Source organism: Arthrobacter sorbitolis (genome assembly GCF_054510995.1).
The window spans coordinates 585,402-604,784 of record NZ_JBTNDM010000002.1; the positions used below are offsets into that span (position 1 = coordinate 585,402).

The 19,383-nt window shown below is 66.5% G+C and carries 14 protein-coding genes; 13 read left to right on the forward strand and 1 reads right to left on the reverse strand.

What is annotated here, in order from left to right; all coding sequences use genetic code 11:
• Nucleotides 1-72 precede the first annotated feature (72 nt).
• From ACX80K_RS07430 to tuf, 9 genes are all read left to right on the forward strand, one after another.
• On the forward strand, nucleotides 73-1,140 hold the full coding sequence (locus ACX80K_RS07430) for a polyprenyl synthetase family protein (protein WP_459271217.1): 1,068 nt from the start codon (nucleotides 73-75) through the stop codon (nucleotides 1,138-1,140).
• A complete protein-coding gene (locus ACX80K_RS07435) occupies nucleotides 1,141-2,040 on the forward strand; it encodes a phytoene/squalene synthase family protein (protein ID WP_459271218.1) in 900 nt (299 codons plus the stop codon).
• Nucleotides 2,037-3,659, forward strand: coding sequence for a phytoene desaturase family protein (crtI, locus tag ACX80K_RS07440; protein WP_459271219.1), 1,623 nt, complete (start codon nucleotides 2,037-2,039; stop codon nucleotides 3,657-3,659). Before ACX80K_RS07435 ends, crtI begins: the two co-directional genes overlap by 4 nt.
• Nucleotides 3,660-4,084: 425 nt before the next feature.
• The gene (gene rpoB / locus ACX80K_RS07445) at nucleotides 4,085-7,594 is read left to right on the forward strand and encodes a DNA-directed RNA polymerase subunit beta (protein ID WP_104179317.1); all 3,510 of its coding nucleotides are present in this window, start codon (nucleotides 4,085-4,087) and stop codon (nucleotides 7,592-7,594) included.
• A 174-nt stretch (nucleotides 7,595-7,768) separates the two neighbouring features.
• A complete protein-coding gene (locus ACX80K_RS07450; protein WP_104179316.1) occupies nucleotides 7,769-11,662 on the forward strand; it encodes a DNA-directed RNA polymerase subunit beta' in 3,894 nt (1,297 codons plus the stop codon).
• Between the two features lie 403 nt (nucleotides 11,663-12,065).
• On the forward strand, nucleotides 12,066-12,440 hold the full coding sequence (gene rpsL, locus ACX80K_RS07455) for a 30S ribosomal protein S12 (protein WP_043440593.1): 375 nt from the start codon (nucleotides 12,066-12,068) through the stop codon (nucleotides 12,438-12,440).
• Nucleotide 12,441: 1 nt separating this feature from the next.
• Entirely contained in the window at nucleotides 12,442-12,912 is a 471-nt protein-coding gene (rpsG, locus tag ACX80K_RS07460) for a 30S ribosomal protein S7 (RefSeq protein ID WP_043440595.1), read from the forward strand.
• An 87-nt stretch (nucleotides 12,913-12,999) separates the two neighbouring features.
• On the forward strand, nucleotides 13,000-15,114 hold the full coding sequence (gene fusA, locus ACX80K_RS07465) for an elongation factor G (protein ID WP_459271220.1): 2,115 nt from the start codon (nucleotides 13,000-13,002) through the stop codon (nucleotides 15,112-15,114).
• A gap of 201 nt (nucleotides 15,115-15,315) precedes the next feature.
• Nucleotides 15,316-16,506, forward strand: a complete 1,191-nt coding sequence (gene tuf, locus ACX80K_RS07470) for an elongation factor Tu (protein WP_104179314.1) — start codon at nucleotides 15,316-15,318, stop codon at nucleotides 16,504-16,506.
• A gap of 100 nt (nucleotides 16,507-16,606) precedes the next feature.
• Here tuf and ACX80K_RS07475 read toward each other — a convergent pair whose 3' ends face one another.
• Entirely contained in the window at nucleotides 16,607-16,990 is a 384-nt protein-coding gene (locus tag ACX80K_RS07475) for a VOC family protein (RefSeq protein ID WP_459271221.1), read from the reverse strand.
• Nucleotides 16,991-17,464: 474 nt separating this feature from the next.
• Here ACX80K_RS07475 and rpsJ point away from each other — a divergent pair, with 474 nt between their 5' ends.
• Genes rpsJ through rplW form a run of 4 tightly spaced genes read left to right on the forward strand, consistent with a single transcriptional unit; the run spans nucleotide 17,465 to nucleotide 19,376 of the window.
• Nucleotides 17,465-17,773 carry a 30S ribosomal protein S10 gene (gene rpsJ, locus ACX80K_RS07480; protein WP_026531952.1) on the forward strand — a complete coding sequence of 103 codons (309 nt, stop codon included), beginning with the start codon at nucleotides 17,465-17,467 and terminating at the stop codon, nucleotides 17,771-17,773.
• 16 nt (nucleotides 17,774-17,789) lie between these two features.
• On the forward strand, nucleotides 17,790-18,446 hold the full coding sequence (gene rplC, locus ACX80K_RS07485) for a 50S ribosomal protein L3 (protein ID WP_459271222.1): 657 nt from the start codon (nucleotides 17,790-17,792) through the stop codon (nucleotides 18,444-18,446).
• Nucleotides 18,447-18,450: 4 nt separating this feature from the next.
• Nucleotides 18,451-19,074: a 50S ribosomal protein L4 gene (gene rplD, locus ACX80K_RS07490; protein WP_459271223.1), complete on the forward strand. Its 624-nt coding sequence runs from the start codon at nucleotides 18,451-18,453 to the stop codon at nucleotides 19,072-19,074.
• On the forward strand, nucleotides 19,071-19,376 hold the full coding sequence (gene rplW, locus ACX80K_RS07495) for a 50S ribosomal protein L23 (RefSeq protein ID WP_104179310.1): 306 nt from the start codon (nucleotides 19,071-19,073) through the stop codon (nucleotides 19,374-19,376). The genes rplD and rplW overlap by 4 nt, the downstream gene beginning before the upstream one ends.
• Nucleotides 19,377-19,383: the final 7 nt, after the last annotated feature.

Sequence of the window (19,383 nt, forward strand, 5' to 3'; positions counted from 1 at the left end):
CGGCCGGGCAGCCGATCCGGCCGCCTGCACCCCATTTCGTCAGGGGCGCCCTATCCGTTGTTTACTTTACCTATGGATATGGACACCCTGCTGGTCGAGCCCGCCGGGCTCGAACAGGTCGAGGGTGCCCTCGCGCGATTCTTCGAGGAGTCCAAGGTGCGGGCGGCGAAGGTCGGCCCCGGGTACCACGCCCTGTGGGAGACCCTCGAGCGCTGCACGGCCGGTGGCAAGAGATTCCGTCCCCGCATGGTCATGTCCGCCTACCAGATGCTCGGCGGCCGGGACGTCGGCAATGCCGCCGAGCTCGGGGCGGCCTTCGAACTGCTCCACACGGCCCTGATCGTGCACGACGACGTGATCGACCGGGACTTCGTCCGGCGCGGCATCCCCAACGTCTCGGGCCACTACCGCAGCGTCGCCGAGCGTGCGGGCATGTCCCCGGACGGCGCGCGGCACGTCGGGCTGTCGGCGGGCGTGATCGCCGGGGACCTCGCCCTGTCCAACGCCTACCGCCTGCTCGAACGCGTCGAGGCGCCGGCCGCCACACGCCGCCGGCTCGGGCAGATCCTCGACGAGGCGGTCTTCGCCTCGGCGGCGGGGGAGTTCCTCGACATCGAGTCCTCGCTCGATCCAGCGATGCCTCCCCTCGAGGACATCGTCCGGATGGCCCGCCTCAAGACGTCCGTCTACTCCTTCGAGGGGCCGCTGCAGGCAGGCGCCGTCCTCGCGGGCGCCGACGAGGAGGTCATCGTGCGACTCGGGGAGTTCGGGCGCGACGCCGGTATCGCGTACCAGATCGCCGACGACCTCCTGGGGGTCTTCGGCAACGAGACACGCACCGGGAAGACCAACTGGGGGGACCTGCGCGAAGGCAAGCGCACGGCCCTGATGTCCTATGTCGCAGCGCGTCCCGAGTGGAACAGCATCTCCTCGCTCGTCGGCAGTCCCGGCATGTCCGCGGCGGACGCCGACTACGTCCGCCGCATCCTCGTCGACAGCGGCGCGCGGGACTACTCCGCGGACCTGGCAGCGGACTACGCGTCCCGGGCGCGCACCCACCTCGAGTCCGGGGCGGTACCGCCCGCGCTGCGGACGGCCCTCGAGCCCGTGGTGACGGCCGTCGTGGACCGGGTGCGCTGAGTGGGTGTTCAGGACTCGCTCGCCCGCTACGACGCGGCCGCCTTCAGGACGTCCGCCGAGGTGATCCGCTGCTACTCGACCTCCTTCGGGATGGCCGCGCGGACGCTCGACCGCACCACGAGGACCTCCATCGAGGCGGTCTACGCGCTCGTCCGTGTCGCCGACGAGATCGTCGACGGCGCCGCGGCGGGAGCGGGCGTCCCACCTGCCGGCGTGGAGCGGCTCCTCGACGAACTCGAACGCGAGACCGAGCAGGCGATGGCCACGGGCTACAGCGCCAACCTCGTGGTGCACGCCTTCGCCGTCACGGCGAGGACCACGGGGATCGGCACGGACCTCACGCGGCCGTTCTTCGCCTCCATGCGCGCGGACATCACGCAGCGCGAACACACCCAGGAGTCCTTCGACCTGTACGTCTACGGGTCCGCGGAGGTCGTCGGGCTGATGTGCCTGCGGGCCTTCCTCGTGGGACGGCCCGTCACCCCGGAGGAGGACGCCGTCCTCGTGGACGGCGCGCGGCACCTCGGGGCCGCCTTCCAGAAGATCAACTTCCTGCGGGACCTCGCGGAGGACTTCTCGACCCTCGGGCGCAGCTACTTCCCGGGCGTCCGGCCCGGGAGCTTCAGCGAGGCGGACAAGATCCGGTTGCTGGACGACATCGACGAGGACCTGCGGATCTCCGCCGCCGCGCTCCCGGGCCTGCCCGCGGCCCCGCGCCGCGCCGTCGCCCTCGCGCAGGGGCTCTTCACCGAACTCGCGGTGAGGCTCCGGCGCACCCCTGCCGACGAACTCCTCCGGGCGCGGATCCGGGTCCCCAACCCGGTGAAGCTCCGCATCATGGCACAAGCCTTCACCGGTCGCGCGATACCGGAAGCCACCGCGCAGGAGAGGACGGCATGACCGCACAGCAGAGCGAGCGCCCCCGGGTGGGCGGACAGGACGTCGTCGTCATCGGCGGCGGGATCGGCGGGCTGGCGACGTCGGCCCTGCTGGCGCAGGAGGGCCACCGCGTGACCCTGCTGGAGAAGCGCGAGGAGGTCGGCGGGCGTGCAGGGTCCTGGGAGCAGGACGGCTTCCGCTTCGACACCGGCCCCTCCTGGTACCTGATGCCCGAGGTCATCGATCACTTCTTCAGGCTGATGGGGACGAGCGCCGCCGAGCAGCTCGACCTCGTGAGGCTCGACCCCGGCTACCGCGTCGTCTTCGAGGACGGCTTCGACACCGTCGACGTCCCCGCGGACCGCGAGGCCGTCACCAAACTCTTCGAGTCCCTCGAGGCCGGCGCGGGAGAGCGCCTCTCGCAGTACCTCGACTCCGCCGAGGACGCCTACGAGATCGCCAAGAAGCGCTTCCTGTACTCGACCTTCGAATCGTTCCTGCCGTTCCTGCGGCCCGACGTCCTCCGGCGCCTCCCGCGCATCGGCTCGCTGCTCGTGCGACCCCTGCAGTCCTTCGTGGAGAAGCGGTTCGCCGACCCCCGGATCCGGCAGATCCTCGGCTACCCGGCCGTCTTCCTCGGCAGCTCGCCCTTCGAGGCGCCGAGCATGTACCACCTCATGAGCCACCTCGACCTCGACGACGGCGTGCTCTACCCGATGGGCGGGTTCACCACCCTCATCGAGGCCATGCGCCGCGTGGCCGTGGGCGCCGGCGTCGAGATCCGCACGGGCGCCGACGTCGTCTCGATCGACACGGCCCCCCGCACGCCCGGGCGGTCGCCGCTCGACCGCCGTGCGGCGGGCGTGCGCGCCGTCACCTACCGGGCGGGCGGCACGACGACGTCGGTCGACGCCGACATCGTCGTCTCGGGTGCCGATCTCCACCACACGGAGACCACGCTGCTGCCGACCGCGCTGCAGACCTACCCGGAGAAGTACTGGGAGAAGCGGGTTCCCGGGCCGAGCGCGCTCCTGCTGTACCTGGGCGTCCGGGGCGGGCTGCCGCAGCTCGAGCACCACACGCTGCTGTTCACCACCGACTGGCGCGACAACTTCGGGCGGATCTTCGGCAGGGAGACCTCGGTGCCGTCGCCGGCGTCGCTCTACGTCTGCCGTCCGAGCGCCACCGACCGCTCCGTCGCGCCGGACGGCCACGAGAACGTCTTCGTGCTCGTGCCCATCCCGGCCGACGTGACCATCGGCAGGGGCGGGGTCGACCGCGGGGGAGACGCGCGCGTCGAGGACCTCGCGGACGCGGTCATCGGGCAGATCTCGACGTGGGCCGGCATCCCCGACCTGGCCGAGCGCATCGTCGTACGGCGCAGCTACGGTCCGCAGGACTTCGCGGACGACCTCAACGCGTGGCGGGGCACGTCCCTCGGGCCCGCCCACATCCTCAAGCAGAGCGCGTTCTTCCGTGGCTCGAACCGGAGCGCGAAGGTCGAGAACCTGTTCTACGCGGGGAGCTCGACGGTCCCCGGGATCGGCATCCCGATGTGCCTGATCAGCGCCGAACTGGTCGTGAAGCGGTTGCGCGGAGACACGAGCACCGGTCCGCTGCCGGAGCCTGCAACGGGGTAGGCGGCGGGGCGGCAGTCGGGATAGGCGGCGGGGCGGCAGTCGGAATGGCCGGCGGGGTGGCCGGTGGCGTGGATCCAGTGCCCATCCGCCGTCACCCGACGCCGGCTGCCACGCGTTCGCGGGCCCGGTTCCCGCGGCCGAGGGCGCGGCGGGCTTGACGCACACGGGGGAGAGGGGCTATTGGACATCGCGCCGCTGATCCCGTAATGTAGGTCTTTGCGTCTTCCCTCTAATCGTGGTTGTTTTCAAAAGCGGTAGCCTTCATATAGCGGTGGGCTTTGCTCTGCTCTCGTCGTTTAACCTGGCCCCGCGGTCGGGAGGCGTGTGAGCAGACCCGGTGAGCACTGAGATCCCCGCAGCATCCTGCGGTGGCGGTGCTGAGGCGAAAGCGCTGACAAGCCTGACGGTCTGTGGAAGGATCCCTCTTGGTCGCCCCGAGCACCTCTAATAATGCAACCGCTACCAGCCAGGTCGACGCCGACGGCGCCGCCCCCCGGCTCTCATTCGCAAAGATTCACGAACCGCTTGACGTTCCCAACCTCCTCGCCCTGCAGACGGACAGCTTCGACTGGCTCGTCGGCAACGAGCGCTGGAAGGCGCGTGTCGAGGAAGCGCTGGAAAAGGGACTGCAGGGTGTGGCCACGACCTCCGGTCTGGCCGACATCTTCGAGGAGATCTCCCCGATCGAGGACTTCCAGGGCACCATGTCCCTGAGCTTCTCCGAGCCCGAGTTCGCGGACCCCAAGTACACCATGGCCGAGTGCAAGGATCGCGACGCGACCTACTCCGCCCCGCTGTACGTCAAGGCCGAGTTCATGAACAACAACACGGGCGAGATCAAGCAGCAGACCGTGTTCATGGGTGACTTCCCCCTCATGACGGACAAGGGCACCTTCGTCATCAACGGCACCGAGCGTGTCGTCGTGTCGCAGCTGGTCCGTTCGCCCGGCGCCTACTTCGAGCGCACCGCCGACAAGACCAGTGACAAGGACATCTTCAGCGCGAAGATCATCCCGTCGCGCGGCGCCTGGTTCGAGCTCGAGATCGACAAGCGCGACCAGGTCGGCGTGCGCCTCGACCGCAAGCGCAAGCAGTCCGTCACGGTGCTGCTCAAGGCCCTCGGCTGGACCGAAGGCCAGATCCTGGAGGAGTTCGGCCAGTACGACTCCATCCGCGCCACCATGGAGAAGGACGCGACGGAGACCCGCGAGGACGCCCTCCTCGACATCTACCGCAAGCTGCGACCGGGCGAGCCCCCCACGGTCGAGGCCGCCCAGACCCTCCTGGACAACCTGTACTTCAACCCGAAGCGCTACGACCTCGCGAAGGTCGGCCGCTACAAGATCAACCGCAAGCTCGGCATCGACAAGGACCTCACGGACTCCGACGCCTCGGTGCTGAACATCGACGACATCGTCGCGATGATCAAGTTCCTGGTCGCCCTGCACGCCGGTGACAAGACCCTCGGCGGCAAGCGCGACGGCGGCGACGTCGAACTCCGCGTCGAGGTCGACGACATCGACCACTTCGGCAACCGCCGCATCCGCGCCGTCGGCGAGCTCATCGAGAACCAGGTCCGCACGGGCCTGTCCCGGATGGAGCGCGTCGTCCGCGAGCGGATGACCACGCAGGACGTCGAGGCGATCACGCCGCAGACCCTGATCAACATCCGCCCCGTCGTCGCCGCGATCAAGGAGTTCTTCGGAACCTCCCAGCTGTCGCAGTTCATGGACCAGAACAACCCGCTCGCCGGACTGACGCACAAGCGTCGCCTGTCCGCGCTGGGCCCGGGTGGCCTGTCCCGTGACCGTGCCGGCATGGAGGTCCGTGACGTCCACCCGTCGCACTACGGCCGCATGTGCCCCATCGAGACCCCTGAAGGCCCGAACATCGGCCTCATCGGTTCGCTCGCCTCGTACGGCCGCATCAACGCGTTCGGCTTCATCGAGACCCCGTACCGCAAGGTCATCGAGGGCCTGGTCACCGACCAGATCGACTACCTCACCGCCGACGACGAGGTGGAGCGTCTCATCGCCCAGGCGAACGCGCCCCTCAACGCCGACAACACGTTCACCGAGGACATGGTCCTCGTCCGGACGCGTGGTGGTTCCGGCGAGCCCGTGCTCGTCGTGCCCGACGAGGTCGAGTACATGGACGTCTCCCCGCGCCAGATGGTGTCCGTCGCGACCGCGATGATCCCGTTCCTTGAGCACGACGACGCCAACCGCGCCCTCATGGGTGCGAACATGCAGCGCCAGGCCGTGCCCCTGCTCCGTTCCGAGCGTCCCCTCGTGGGCACCGGCATGGAGAAGAACGCCGCCGTCGACGCCGGCGACGCCGTCACCGCGACGAAGGCGGGCGTCGTCAACGAGGTGTCGGCCGACCTGGTCAACATCCTCAACGACGACGGCACCGAGACGAACTACCCGATCATGAAGTTCGCCCGCTCGAACCAGGGCAACGCGTACAACCAGCGCGTCCTGGTCTCCGAGGGCGACCGCGTCGAGTACAACACGATCATCGCCGACGGTCCCTCCACGGACCAGGGCGAGCTCGCGCTCGGCAAGAACATGCTCGTGGCGTTCATGTCCTGGGAGGGTCACAACTTCGAGGACGCGATCATCCTCTCGCAGCGCATCGTCTCCGACGACGTCCTGACGTCGATCCACATCGAGGAGCACGAGGTCGATGCCCGCGACACCAAGCTCGGTGCCGAGGAGATCACGCGTGACATCCCGAACGTGTCCGAGGAGGTCCTCGGCGCGCTCGACGAGCGCGGCATCATCCACATCGGTGCCGAGGTCGAGGCCGGCGACATTCTCGTCGGTCGCGTCACCCCCAAGGGCGAGACGGAACTGACCCCCGAGGAGCGCCTGCTGCGCGCCATCTTCGGTGAGAAGAGCCGCGAAGTCCGCGACACCTCGCTGAAGGTCCCCCACGGCGAGTCGGGAACCGTCATCGGCGTGCGCATCTTCGATCGCGACAACGACGACGAGCTGCCCCCGGGCGTCAACCAGCTGGTCCGCGTGTACGTGGCGCAGAAGCGCAAGATCACGGACGGCGACAAGCTGGCGGGCCGCCACGGCAACAAGGGCGTCATCTCCAAGATCCTCCCGATCGAGGACATGCCGTTCCTGGAGGACGGCACGCCCGTCGACATCGTCCTGAACCCGCTCGGCGTCCCCGGACGCATGAACGTGGGCCAGGTCCTCGAGATCCACCTCGGCTGGGCGGCCAAGCAGGGCTGGAAGATCGACGGCGAGCCCGAGTGGCTCAAGAACCTCCCGAACCTTCCCCGGGAGATCGCCACCACCACCGTCGCCACCCCCGTGTTCGACGGCGCGACCGAGGACGAGATCGTCGGTCTGCTCGGCTCCACGAACGTGACCCGTGACGGAGAGCGCCTCATCGGCGAGTCCGGCAAGGCGCGCCTGTTCGACGGCCGCTCCGGCGAGCCGTTCCCGGATCCGATCTCCGTCGGCTACATGTACATCCTGAAGCTCCACCACCTGGTGGACGACAAGATCCACGCGCGTTCCACCGGTCCGTACTCGATGATCACGCAGCAGCCGCTGGGTGGTAAGGCGCAGTTCGGCGGCCAGCGCTTCGGTGAGATGGAGGTGTGGGCCCTCGAGGCCTACGGTGCGGCGTACACGCTGCAGGAACTCCTGACCATCAAGTCGGACGACATCCACGGACGCGTCAAGGTGTACGAGGCCATCGTCAAGGGCGAGAACATCCCCGAGCCGGGTGTTCCCGAGTCCTTCAAGGTCCTCATCAAGGAAATGCAGTCGCTCTGCCTCAACGTGGAGGTCCTCTCCACCGACGGCACGACGATCGAGATGCGTGACTCGGATGAAGAAGTCTTCCGGGCCGCGGAGGAACTGGGCATCGACCTTTCACGGGCCGAGCCGAGTTCTGTCGAAGAGGTTTAGGTTCCACGGCGCCGGACCGGCGTTCGAACGGGGTCAACGAAATTTCTGCGGCCGCGGGCGGCCTTGAAATATTGAAGGCCCCTTCCTCGAACACCGGTCCGGCGTGCACCTAGGTCTTCGCCGCACCCCACGAGACTTCAAGAATTTAGAGAACAAAGAGAGAACAGGGACCATATGTCCAGCGAATCCTCCTTCGGCCTCATGCGAATCGGCCTTGCCACCGCGGACGAAATCCGCGGCTGGTCTTACGGCGAGGTCAAGAAGCCGGAAACCATCAACTACCGCACGCTCAAGCCCGAGAAGGACGGCCTCTTCTGCGAGAAGATCTTCGGCCCCTCGCGGGATTGGGAGTGCTACTGCGGCAAGTACAAGCGCGTGCGCTTCAAGGGCATCATCTGCGAGCGCTGCGGCGTCGAGGTCACGCGTGCCAAGGTGCGCCGTGAGCGCATGGGCCACATCGAGCTCGCCGCTCCCGTCACGCACATCTGGTACTTCAAGGGCGTCCCCTCGCGCCTCGGCTACCTCCTCGACCTTGCCCCCAAGGACCTCGAGAAGGTCATCTACTTCGCCGCCTACATGATCACGTCGGTCGACGAGGAGAACCGCCACGCCGAACTGCCGAACCTCCAGGCCGAGCACGACCTCGAGAAGAAGCAGATGACGGATCAGCGCGACTCCGACATCGCCACCATCGCCAAGGACCTCGAGGACGAGCTCGCCCGCCTCGAGGGCGAAGGCGCGAAGGCTGCCGACAAGAAGAAGGCCCGCGACTCGGCGGACCGCCAGATGGCGAACGTCCGCAAGCGCGCGGACGCCGACATCGAGCGCCTCGTGCAGGTCTGGGACCGCTTCAAGAGCCTCAAGGTCGCCGACCTCGAGGGTGACGAAGGCCTGTACCGCGAACTGCGCGACCGCTACGGACTGTACTTCGAGGGCTCCATGGGAGCCGAGGCGATCAAGAAGCGCCTCGAGAACTTCGACATGCCCGCCGAGGCCGAGCTGCTGCGCGACATCATCCAGAACGGCAAGGGCCAGCGGAAGACGCGCGCCCTGAAGCGTCTCAAGGTGGTCAACGCGTTCCTGACGACGACGAACAGCCCCCTGGGCATGGTCCTCGACGCCGTACCCGTGATCCCGCCGGAACTGCGCCCGATGGTCCAGCTCGACGGCGGCCGTTTCGCGACGTCCGACCTCAACGACCTGTACCGCCGCGTCATCAACCGGAACAACCGCCTCAAGCGCCTGCTCGATCTCGGGGCTCCCGAGATCATCGTGAACAACGAGAAGCGCATGCTGCAGGAAGCGGTCGACTCCCTGTTCGACAACGGCCGTCGCGGCCGTCCGGTCACCGGACCGGGCAACCGTCCCCTGAAGTCCCTCTCGGACATGCTGAAGGGCAAGCAGGGTCGTTTCCGCCAGAACCTCCTCGGCAAGCGCGTCGACTACTCGGGCCGTTCGGTCATCGTCGTCGGCCCGCAGCTGAAGCTGCACCAGTGTGGTCTGCCCAAGCAGATGGCCCTGGAGCTCTTCAAGCCGTTCGTCATGAAGCGCCTGGTGGACCTCAACCATGCGCAGAACATCAAGAGCGCCAAGCGCATGGTCGAGCGCTACCGCCCCCAGGTGTGGGACGTGCTCGAGGAGATCATCACCGAGCACCCCGTGCTGCTGAACCGTGCACCCACCCTGCACCGTCTCGGCATCCAGGCGTTCGAGCCGCAGCTCGTGGAAGGCAAGGCACTCCAGCTCCACCCGCTGGTCTGTGGTGCGTTCAACGCCGACTTCGACGGTGACCAGATGGCAGTGCACCTGCCGCTGAGCCCGGAGGCCCAGGCCGAGGCGCGCATCCTGATGCTCTCCTCGAACAACATCCTGAAGCCCTCGGACGGCCGTCCCGTGACCCTGCCGTCGCAGGACATGATCATCGGCCTGCACCACCTCACGACCAAGCGTGAGGGCAGTGCCGGCGAGGGCCGCGTCTTCACCAGCATGGCCGAGGCGATCATGGCGTTCGACATGGGCTCGCTCCACCTCAACTCGGTGGTCCGGATCCGCGTCGACAACTTCGTCCCCAGTGCCGACATCGCCGCTCCCGAGGGATGGGAGCCCGGTACGCCGGCGCTGATCGAGACGTCGCTCGGACAGGTCCTGTTCAACGAGACGCTTCCCCTGGACTACCCGTGGGTGGAGAAGGTCGCCGACAAGGGCCAGCTCTCGACGATCGTCAACGATCTCGCGGAGCGGTACCCGAAGGTGGTCACGGCGGCGACGCTGGACAACCTGAAGGATGCCGGCTTCTACTGGGCCACGCGCTCAGGCGTCACCGTCGCGATCTCGGACATCTCCGCGCCGATCAACAAGGCCGGCATCATGGAGGGCTACGAGACCCAGGCCGCCAAGGTCCAGTCGCAGTTCGACAAGGGCCTCATCGCCGACGAGGAGCGCCGCCAGGAGCTCATCGACATCTGGAACAAGGCGACCAACGAGGTCGCCGCGTCCATGCGTGCCGCGATGCCGAAGGACAACACCATCAACCGCATGGTGTCCTCCGGTGCCCGTGGCAACTGGCTGCAGGTCCGCCAGATCGCCGGTATCCGTGGCCTCGTGGCCAACCCGAAGGGCGAGATCATCCCTCGTCCGATCAAGTCCTCGTACCGCGAGGGCCTGTCGGTCCTGGAGTACTTCATCGCGACGCACGGTGCCCGTAAGGGCCTCGCCGACACCGCCCTGCGGACGGCCAACTCGGGTTACCTGACCCGCCGACTGGTCGACGTATCGCAGGACGTCATCGTCCGCGAGGACGACTGCGGCACGGAGCGTGGCCTGAAGGTCACCATCGCCGTACCGAACGCCGACGGCGAGCTGGTCCTGCACGAGGAGGTCGAGAACTCGGCCTACGCACGCACGCTGGCGTCCGACGTCGTCGATTCCAAGGGCGCGGTGCTCGCGGCTGCGGGCTCCGACGTCGGAGACGTGGTCATCGGTGAGCTGTTCGCAGCGGGTATCGCGGAGATCAAGGTCCGCTCGGTCCTCACGTGCGAGTCCAGCGTCGGCACATGTGCGCTCTGCTACGGACGGTCCCTCGCGACCGGCAAGACCGTGGACATCGGAGAGGCCGTCGGCATCATCGCCGCGCAGTCGATCGGTGAGCCCGGCACGCAGCTGACCATGCGTACCTTCCACACGGGCGGTGTGGCCTCTGCGGAGGACATCACCCAGGGTCTGCCCCGTATCCAGGAGCTCTTCGAGGCGCGTACCCCCAAGGGTGTTGCCCCGATCTCCGAGGTCGCGGGCCGCGTCACCATCGAGGATGCCGAGAAGCAGCTCCGCCTGGTGGTCACGCCCGACGACGGCTCCGAGGAGATCGCGTACCCGGTCCTGCGCCGTGCACGCCTCCTGGTCACCGACGGCGAGCACGTCGAGGTCGGGCAGCAGCTCGTCTTCGGCGCGGTCGACCCGAAGCAGATCCTGCGTATCCTCGGCCCCCGCAAGGCCCAGGAGTTCCTGGTCGACGAGGTGCAGCGTGTGTACCGCAGCCAGGGTGTGGGCATCCACGACAAGCACGTCGAGGTCATCGTCCGCCAGATGCTGCGTCGCGTCACCGTGATCGAGTCCGGCGAGTCGGACCTGCTCCCCGGTGAGCTCGCGGAGCGTCGCCGCTTCGAGGACGAGAACCGTCGCGTGGTGTCCGAGGGCAAGAAGCCGGCTTCAGGCCGTCCCGAGCTCATGGGCATCACCAAGGCGTCGCTCGCCACCGAGTCGTGGCTGTCGGCCGCTTCCTTCCAGGAGACCACGCGTGTCCTCACGCAGGCCGCCATGGAAGGCAAGAGCGATCCGCTGCTCGGCCTCAAGGAGAACGTGATCATCGGCAAGCTCATCCCGGCCGGTACCGGCCTGGACCGCTACACGAAGGTCACGGTCGAGCCCACCGAGGAAGCCAAGGCGAACCTCTTCACCGGTCCGAGCGCGTTCAGCGACTTCGACTACGCCGGGGTCGAGGGCGGCCTGAGCCCCGAGTTCCACGCCATCCCGCTGGACGACTACGACATGGGCAACAGCGACTTCCGCTAGGAGATCCTGCCTCCCGCGGGTCCGCCGGCCGATGCCGGTGCGACCCGCGGTCGGAAGGCCCCGGACCGATCCAGGTCCGGGGCCTTTCCCGTCCCCGCCCGGGGCGCCCTACCACACGGGGGAGTGCCGCCCGGGCCGTCACACGATCTCTGGTAGACTGGGGACCAATTGTTTGTGTGGCAGTGGATTGGCGTTGCGAAACGTATCTCCGTGTTGTACGTAGGTTGTACAACGAATGCCACATTTTCGCACGCCTACAGTCGTTCTGCGGCAGCTTGTCAGTTGGTGGTGCGCCAAACGACTGATCATCCCGACCTCTGGACGGTGCGGCCCTGCGAAGCCGCCGCGACCGCGGAGTAGGGCGACAGGAATCTCATTCTCGGACATTACGGAGAACACGAAAGTGCCTACGATTAACCAGCTGGTCCGCAAGGGCCGGACACCTAAGGTCTCGAAGACCAAGGCGCCCGCACTGAAGGGCAGCCCCATGAAGCGCGGCGTTTGCACCCGCGTCTACACCACCACCCCGAAGAAGCCGAACTCGGCTCTCCGCAAGGTCGCCCGCGTGCGCCTGAACGGTGGCATCGAAGTGACCGCCTACATCCCCGGTGTCGGCCACAACCTCCAGGAACACTCCATCGTGCTCGTCCGCGGTGGCCGTGTGAAGGACCTCCCCGGTGTCCGCTACAAGATCGTCCGCGGCGCACTGGATACCCAGGGCGTGAAGAACCGCAAGCAGGCTCGCAGCCGCTACGGCGCAAAGATGGAGAAGAAGTAATATGCCTCGTAAGGGCCCGGCCCCGAAGCGGCCGCTCGTTGTAGATCCCGTCTACGGTTCACCCCTGGTCACGCAGCTGATCAACAAGGTGCTCGTCGACGGCAAGAAGTCCACCGCTGAGCGCATCGTGTACGGCGCCCTCGAGGGTGCACGTGCCAAGTCGGGTGGCGACCCCGTCGCAGCCCTCAAGAAGGCCATGGACAACGTCAAGCCGACCCTCGAGGTGCGCTCGCGCCGTGTCGGTGGAGCGACCTACCAGGTCCCCGTCGAGGTCAAGCCCGGTCGTTCGACCGCCCTGGCCCTCCGCTGGCTCGTCGGCTACTCGAAGGCCCGCCGCGAGAAGACGATGACCGAGCGCCTGCAGAACGAGATCCTCGATGCCTCCAACGGCCTCGGTGCCGCAGTGAAGCGCCGCGAGGACACCCACAAGATGGCCGAGTCCAACAAGGCCTTCGCACACTACCGCTGGTAGCAGAGCTGCCGGGCCGGGCCGTCACCCACCAGGGGCGGCCCTGCCCGCAGGCCAGCAGAACTCCATTCTCGTCATAAGGGAGACACCGTGGCACAGGACGTGCTTACCGACCTCAACAAGGTCCGCAACATCGGCATCATGGCCCACATCGATGCCGGCAAGACCACTACTACCGAGCGCATCCTGTTCTACACGGGTGTCAACCACAAGATCGGCGAGACGCACGACGGTGCCTCCACCACCGACTGGATGGAACAGGAGAAGGAGCGCGGCATCACCATCACGTCTGCCGCCGTGACCTGCTTCTGGGAGAACAACCAGATCAACATCATCGACACCCCCGGGCACGTCGATTTCACCGTCGAGGTGGAGCGTTCGCTCCGCGTCCTCGACGGCGCCGTCGCCGTGTTCGACGGCAAGGAGGGCGTCGAGCCCCAGTCGGAGACCGTCTGGCGCCAGGCCGACAAGTACGAGGTGCCCCGCATCTGCTTCGTCAACAAGATGGACAAGCTGGGCGCCGACTTCTACTTCACCGTCGACACCATCATCAGCCGGCTGGGCGCCAAGCCCCTCGTGCTGCAGCTCCCCATCGGTGCCGAGAACGACTTCATCGGCGTCGTCGACCTGCTCCACATGCGTGCACTCGTCTGGCCCGGTGACTCCAAGGGCGACGTGACCATGGGTGCCAAGTACGAGGTCCAGGAGATCCCCGCGGATCTCCAGGAGAAGGCGGAGGAGTACCGGGCGACGCTCGTCGAGACCGTCGCCGAGTCCTCCGACGAGCTCATGGGCAAGTACCTCGAGGGCGAGGAGATCTCCATCGAGGAGCTGAAGGCCGGCATCCGCAAGATGACGATCAACTCCGAGCTCTACCCGATCCTCTGCGGTTCCGCGTTCAAGAACCGCGGTGTGCAGCCGATGCTCGACGCCGTCATCGACTACCTGCCCTCCCCCCTCGACGTGCCCCCGATGATCGGTCACGATCCCCGGGACGAAGAGGTCGAGCTGACGCGCAAGCCCAGCACCGAGGAGCCGTTCTCGGCCCTCGCGTTCAAGGTCGCCACGCACCCGTTCTTCGGGCAGCTGACGTTCATCCGCGTGTACTCCGGGCACGTGACCGCCGGCACGCAGCTGGTGAACTCCACGAAGAGCAAGAAGGAGCGCATCGGGAAGCTGTTCCAGATGCACGCCAACAAGGAGATCCCCGTGGAGGAGGCCTCTGCAGGCCACATCTACGCGGCGATCGGCCTGAAGGACACCACCACGGGTGACACCCTGTCCGACTCGGCGAACCAGATCGTGCTCGAGTCCATGAGCTTCCCCGCTCCGGTGATCTCGGTCGCGATCGAGCCGAAGACCAAGGGCGACCAGGAGAAGCTGTCCACGGCGATCCAGAAGCTCTCGGCCGAGGACCCCACGTTCCAGGTCTCCCTCAACGAGGACACCGGACAGACGATCATCGCCGGCATGGGCGAGCTCCACCTGGACATCCTGGTGGACCGCATGCGCCGCGAGTTCCGCGTTGAGGCGAACGTCGGCAAGCCGCAGGTAGCCTACCGCGAGACCATCAGGAGCAAGGTCGCCAAGCACGACTACACCCACAAGAAGCAGACGGGTGGCTCCGGCCAGTTCGCGAAGATCCAGATCGCGATCGAGCCGATGGAGGTCGAGGACGGTGTCCTGTACGCCTTCGACAACAAGGTGACCGGTGGCCGCGTGCCCCGCGAGTACATCCCGAGTGTCGACGCCGGCATCCAGGACGCGCTCAACGACGGCGTGCTCGCCGGCTACCCCGTGGTCGGCATCAAGGCCACGCTGCTCGACGGCGCCTACCACGACGTCGACTCCTCGGAGATGGCGTTCAAGATCGCCGGACGCATGGCGTTCAAGGAAGCCGCCCGGATGGCGAAGCCCGTCCTGCTCGAGCCGCTGATGGAGGTCGAGGTCCGCACCCCTGAGGAATACATGGGTGAAGTGATCGGTGACCTGAACTCACGTCGTGGCCAGATGCAGTCGATGGAGGACGCCAGCGGTGTGAAGGTCATCACCGCGCACGTCCCGCTGTCGGGGATGTTCGGGTACATCGGTGACCTGCGGTCGAAGACCCAGGGCCGCGCCGTGTACTCGATGAAGTTCGACAGCTACTCGGAGGTCCCGAAGGCAGTGGCCGACGAGATCATCCAGAAGACCCGCGGCGAGTAGGTCTCCCCGGAAACGGGATACCGGGGGAGGGGCCGGCCTGTCCGAGGGCAGGCCGGCCCGCCCCCCAGCAGGTGGACCGCACGGTCCGGCTGCGATCAGCAATTTCATCAAAACCAAAAGCCCCCAGTAGACTTGCATGAGTTTCAGCTGCGAAAAGCGCGGCTGGGAAGCAGATCTTCTCAAACGTTCTAGGAGGAACCCGTGGCGAAGGCAAAGTTCGAGCGGACTAAGCCGCACGTTAACATCGGCACCATCGGTCACGTTGACCATGGAAAGACCACGTTGACGGCTGCCATTTCCAAGGTGCTGTACGACAAGTACCCCACACTCAACGAGCAGCGTGATTTCGCGTCGATCGACTCGGCTCCCGAGGAGAAGCAGCGCGGCATCACCATCAACATCTCGCACGTCGAGTACCAGACCGAGAAGCGCCACTACGCACACGTAGACGCTCCCGGCCACGCCGACTACATCAAGAACATGATCACCGGTGCGGCGCAGATGGACGGCGCCATCCTCGTCGTGGCAGCGACCGACGGCCCGATGGCCCAGACCCGCGAGCACGTCCTGCTCGCCCGCCAGGTCGGCGTCCCCTACCTGCTGGTCGCGCTCAACAAGTCCGACATGGTCGACGACGAGGAACTCCTCGATCTCGTCGAGATGGAGGTCCGCGAGCTGCTCAGCGCGCAGGGCTTCGACGGTGACGACGCTCCTGTCGTCCGCGTCTCGGGCCTGAAGGCTCTCGAAGGCGACGCCGAGTGGGTCAAGTCCGTCGAGGACCTCATGGACGCCGTGGACAACAACGTCCCCGACCCCATCCGCGACAAGGACAAGCCGTTCCTCATGCCCGTCGAGGACGTCTTCACGATCACCGGTCGTGGCACCGTCGTGACGGGTCGCGCCGAGCGTGGAACCCTCGCCATCAACTCCGAGGTCGAGATCGTCGGTATCCGTCCGGTCCAGAAGACCACGGTCACCGGTATCGAGATGTTCCACAAGCAGCTCGACGAGGCCTGGGCCGGCGAGAACTGTGGCCTGCTGCTCCGCGGCATCAAGCGCGAGGACGTAGAGCGTGGCCAGGTCATCGTGAAGCCGGGTTCGATCACCCCTCACACCGACTTCGAGGCCAACGTCTACATCCTGGCCAAGGACGAGGGCGGGCGTCACAACCCGTTCTACTCGAACTACCGCCCGCAGTTCTACTTCCGCACCACGGACGTGACCGGCGTCATCACCCTCCCCGAGGGCACCGAGATGGTCATGCCGGGCGACAACACCGAGATGACCGTTGCGCTCATCCAGCCCATCGCCATGGAAGAGGGCCTCGGCTTCGCGATCCGCGAAGGCGGCCGCACCGTCGGTTCGGGACGTGTCACCAAGATCCTGAAGTAGTCCTCGCGACTGTTCGAGAGATCGTCAGAAGGGCCCCGTTGCTTCGGCAGCGGGGCCCTTCCGCGTCGGTGGGTCCGGCCGGCGGCACCGTGCATCCGATTCAGGTGACGAGCTGGTGGAGGCAGAGGATATTCCCCTCCGAGTCGGCGAACCAGGCGGCCCGCATCCGGTCGTCCTCCGCGACGTGGTCCACGGTCCTCAGGCCGGGGAGGTCGTAGTCCTCGAAAGTGACGCCGTTCCGCTCGAGGGAGGTCATCTCCGCCGCGAGGTCCTCGACCTCGAAGCTGAGCTCGGTGTTGCCGGACGGGCTGCTGTCCGGCTTCAGCATGAGCTCGATGCCGTTGTGTCCGTCCTCGCTGAAGAAAAGGCTCCCTTCGTGCGAGGCGTCGCCGGCCCGGAGGCCGAGGGTGTTCGCGTAGAAACGTCCGGCTCGATCGAGGTCCCGCACGGGCAGGATGGTCGTGGCCCTGTTGGCGCTGATCATGACGGTTCTCCTTCGTGGTGGTAGGGCCAACAGCCTAAGCCTCCGGCGGCCGGTTTGACCGTCGCCGGCAAGGATCGGGTACTGCAGATCACGCCCGTGGGCTCCGACCCGGTTCGCAATCGCGCAGGGGATCTGCGACACTAGATAAGTTGTTCAAGTGCCTACGCGCGCGGTCTGAGACTTCATCCCGGTCGGGATAATGCCCGATGCAGGGATCAGGTCCGCCGGAATGCGTGGCCCAAATATGATCCACCCCGTCCGGCGAGACCGGAATCAGCGGAGCGTGCGTGTCCACACTGTGTTGCTAGCTCGACACAGCACGACACGCCCGAGCGCGGGGGTCGGAGCCCTGGCAGGGTGAGGAACCCGGATCCGTCCGGATTCAGCCTGACCAGGAAGCGCCGTACAACGGGCGCAGGAAATGTACGAACGTACCGGAACTGCTTCGGCAGTGTGAGAGAGAGTCGAGACGCCATGGCGGGACAGAAGATCCGCATCCGGCTGAAGTCATATGACCACGAGGTCATCGATGTTTCAGCACGGAAGATCGTTGAGACGGTGACGCGCGCAGGCGCAACGGTAGTGGGCCCCGTGCCCCTGCCCACGGAGAAGAACGTATTCGTTGTCATCCGGTCCCCGCACAAGTACAAGGACAGCCGTGAGCACTTCGAAATGCGTACTCACAAGCGTCTGATCGACATCATTGATCCCACGCCCAAGGCCGTCGATTCGCTGATGCGTCTCGATCTGCCCGCGGACGTGAACATCGAAATCAAGCTGTAGGGGAGGGCGGATACTCATGTCTACTTCACTTACGCGTCAGGTCAAGGGACTGCTGGGCATCAAGCTCGGCATGACCCAGGTCTGGGACGAGAACAACATCCTCATCCCCGTCACGGTCGTCCAGGCCGATTCGAACGTCATCACGCAGCTCCTCAGCGCGGACAAGGACGGCTACACGGCCGTCCAGATCGGCTTCGGCCAGATCGATCCCCGCAAGGTCACCAAGCCGCTCGCCGGCCACTTCGAGAAGGCGGGCGTTACGCCCCGCCGTCACGTCGTCGAGCTGCGCACGTCCGACGCCGACACCTACTCGCTCGGCCAGGAACTCTCCGTCGAGATGTTCGAAGCCGGCCAGACGGTCGACGTCATCGGCACCACCAAGGGCAAGGGCTTCGCCGGCGTCATGAAGCGCCACGGTTTCCACGGTGTCGGCGCCTCGCACGGCGCCCACAAGAACCACCGCAAGCCCGGCTCCATCGGTGGAGCATCCACCCCCAGCCGCGTCTTCCGTGGAATGAAAATGGCAGGCCGCATGGGTGCCGTTCGTCAGACCACGCTGAACCTCCGGGTTCACGCTGTCGACGCCGAGAAGTCGCTGCTGCTGATCAAGGGTGCCGTCCCCGGCGCCCGCGGCCAGGTCGTCCTCGTGCGCACCGCCGTGAAGGGAGCATAGCCACATGGCTGCCAATCCAGTACAGGTCGATCTCCCCGCGGAGATCTTCGACGCACAGACCAACGTGCCGCTGCTGCACCAGGTCGTCGTCGCCCAGCTCGCTGCCGCCCGCCAGGGTACGCACAAGACGAAGACCCGCGCCGAGGTCAGTGGCGCAGGCCGCAAGCCGTTCAAGCAGAAGGGAACCGGTCGTGCCCGCCAGGGTTCGATCCGCGCCCCCCACATGACCGGCGGTGGCGTCGTCCACGGGCCCACACCCCGCGACTACAGCCAGCGCACCCCCAAGAAGATGAAGGCCGCCGCCCTGCGCGGAGCCCTCTCGGACCGGGCACGCAACGGCCGCATCCACGTCCTCGAGTCCCTGGTCGCCGGCAGCAAGCCGTCGACCAAGGGTGCCATCGAGACCCTGCGCGCGATCTCCGAGCGGCCCCGCCTGCTCGTCGTGATCGAGCGTGCCAACGACGTCGCCGCACTGTCCGTGCGCAACGTCCCCGAGGTGCACGTCCTCTATGTCGACCAGCTCAACACGTACGACGTGCTGGTGTCCGACGACGTGATCTTCACCAAGGCCGCCTACGACCAGTTCGTCGGCTCGGCTGATGTCATCTCCGAGGAGGAGGCCAAGTGAGCGGCACCATCGCAAAGGACCCGCGCGACGTCGTCATTGCACCCGTCGTCTCGGAGAAGAGCTACGGCCTGATCGACGAAGGCAAGTACACCTTCCTGGTCGACCCCCGCTCGAACAAGGAAGAAATCAAACTGGCGGTCGAGAAGATCTTCTCCGTGAAGGTCGACTCCATCAACACCATCAACCGGGTCGGTAAGCGCAAGCGCACCAAGTTCGGTTGGGGCCAGCGCAAGGGCACCAAGCGTGCCATCGTGTCCCTCAAAGAGGGCACGATCGACATCTTCGGCGGTCCGCTCTCCTAGAGCGGAG

Excerpts from the sequence above, each read along its gene's own strand:
- ACX80K_RS07430 (WP_459271217.1), top strand. The coding sequence starts at position 73 with ATGGATATGGACACCCTGCTGGTCGAGCCCGCCGGGCTCGAACAGGTC.
- crtI (WP_459271219.1), top strand. The coding sequence starts at position 2,037 with ATGACCGCACAGCAGAGCGAGCGCCCCCGGGTGGGCGGACAGGACGTC.
- ACX80K_RS07450 (WP_104179316.1), top strand. The coding sequence starts at position 7,769 with ATGTCCAGCGAATCCTCCTTCGGCCTCATGCGAATCGGCCTTGCCACC.
- rpsG (WP_043440595.1), top strand. The coding sequence starts at position 12,442 with ATGCCTCGTAAGGGCCCGGCCCCGAAGCGGCCGCTCGTTGTAGATCCC.
- ACX80K_RS07475 (WP_459271221.1), bottom strand. The coding sequence starts at position 16,990 with ATGATCAGCGCCAACAGGGCCACGACCATCCTGCCCGTGCGGGACCTC.
- rpsJ (WP_026531952.1), top strand. The coding sequence starts at position 17,465 with ATGGCGGGACAGAAGATCCGCATCCGGCTGAAGTCATATGACCACGAG.
- rplC (WP_459271222.1), top strand. The coding sequence starts at position 17,790 with ATGTCTACTTCACTTACGCGTCAGGTCAAGGGACTGCTGGGCATCAAG.
- rplD (WP_459271223.1), top strand. The coding sequence starts at position 18,451 with ATGGCTGCCAATCCAGTACAGGTCGATCTCCCCGCGGAGATCTTCGAC.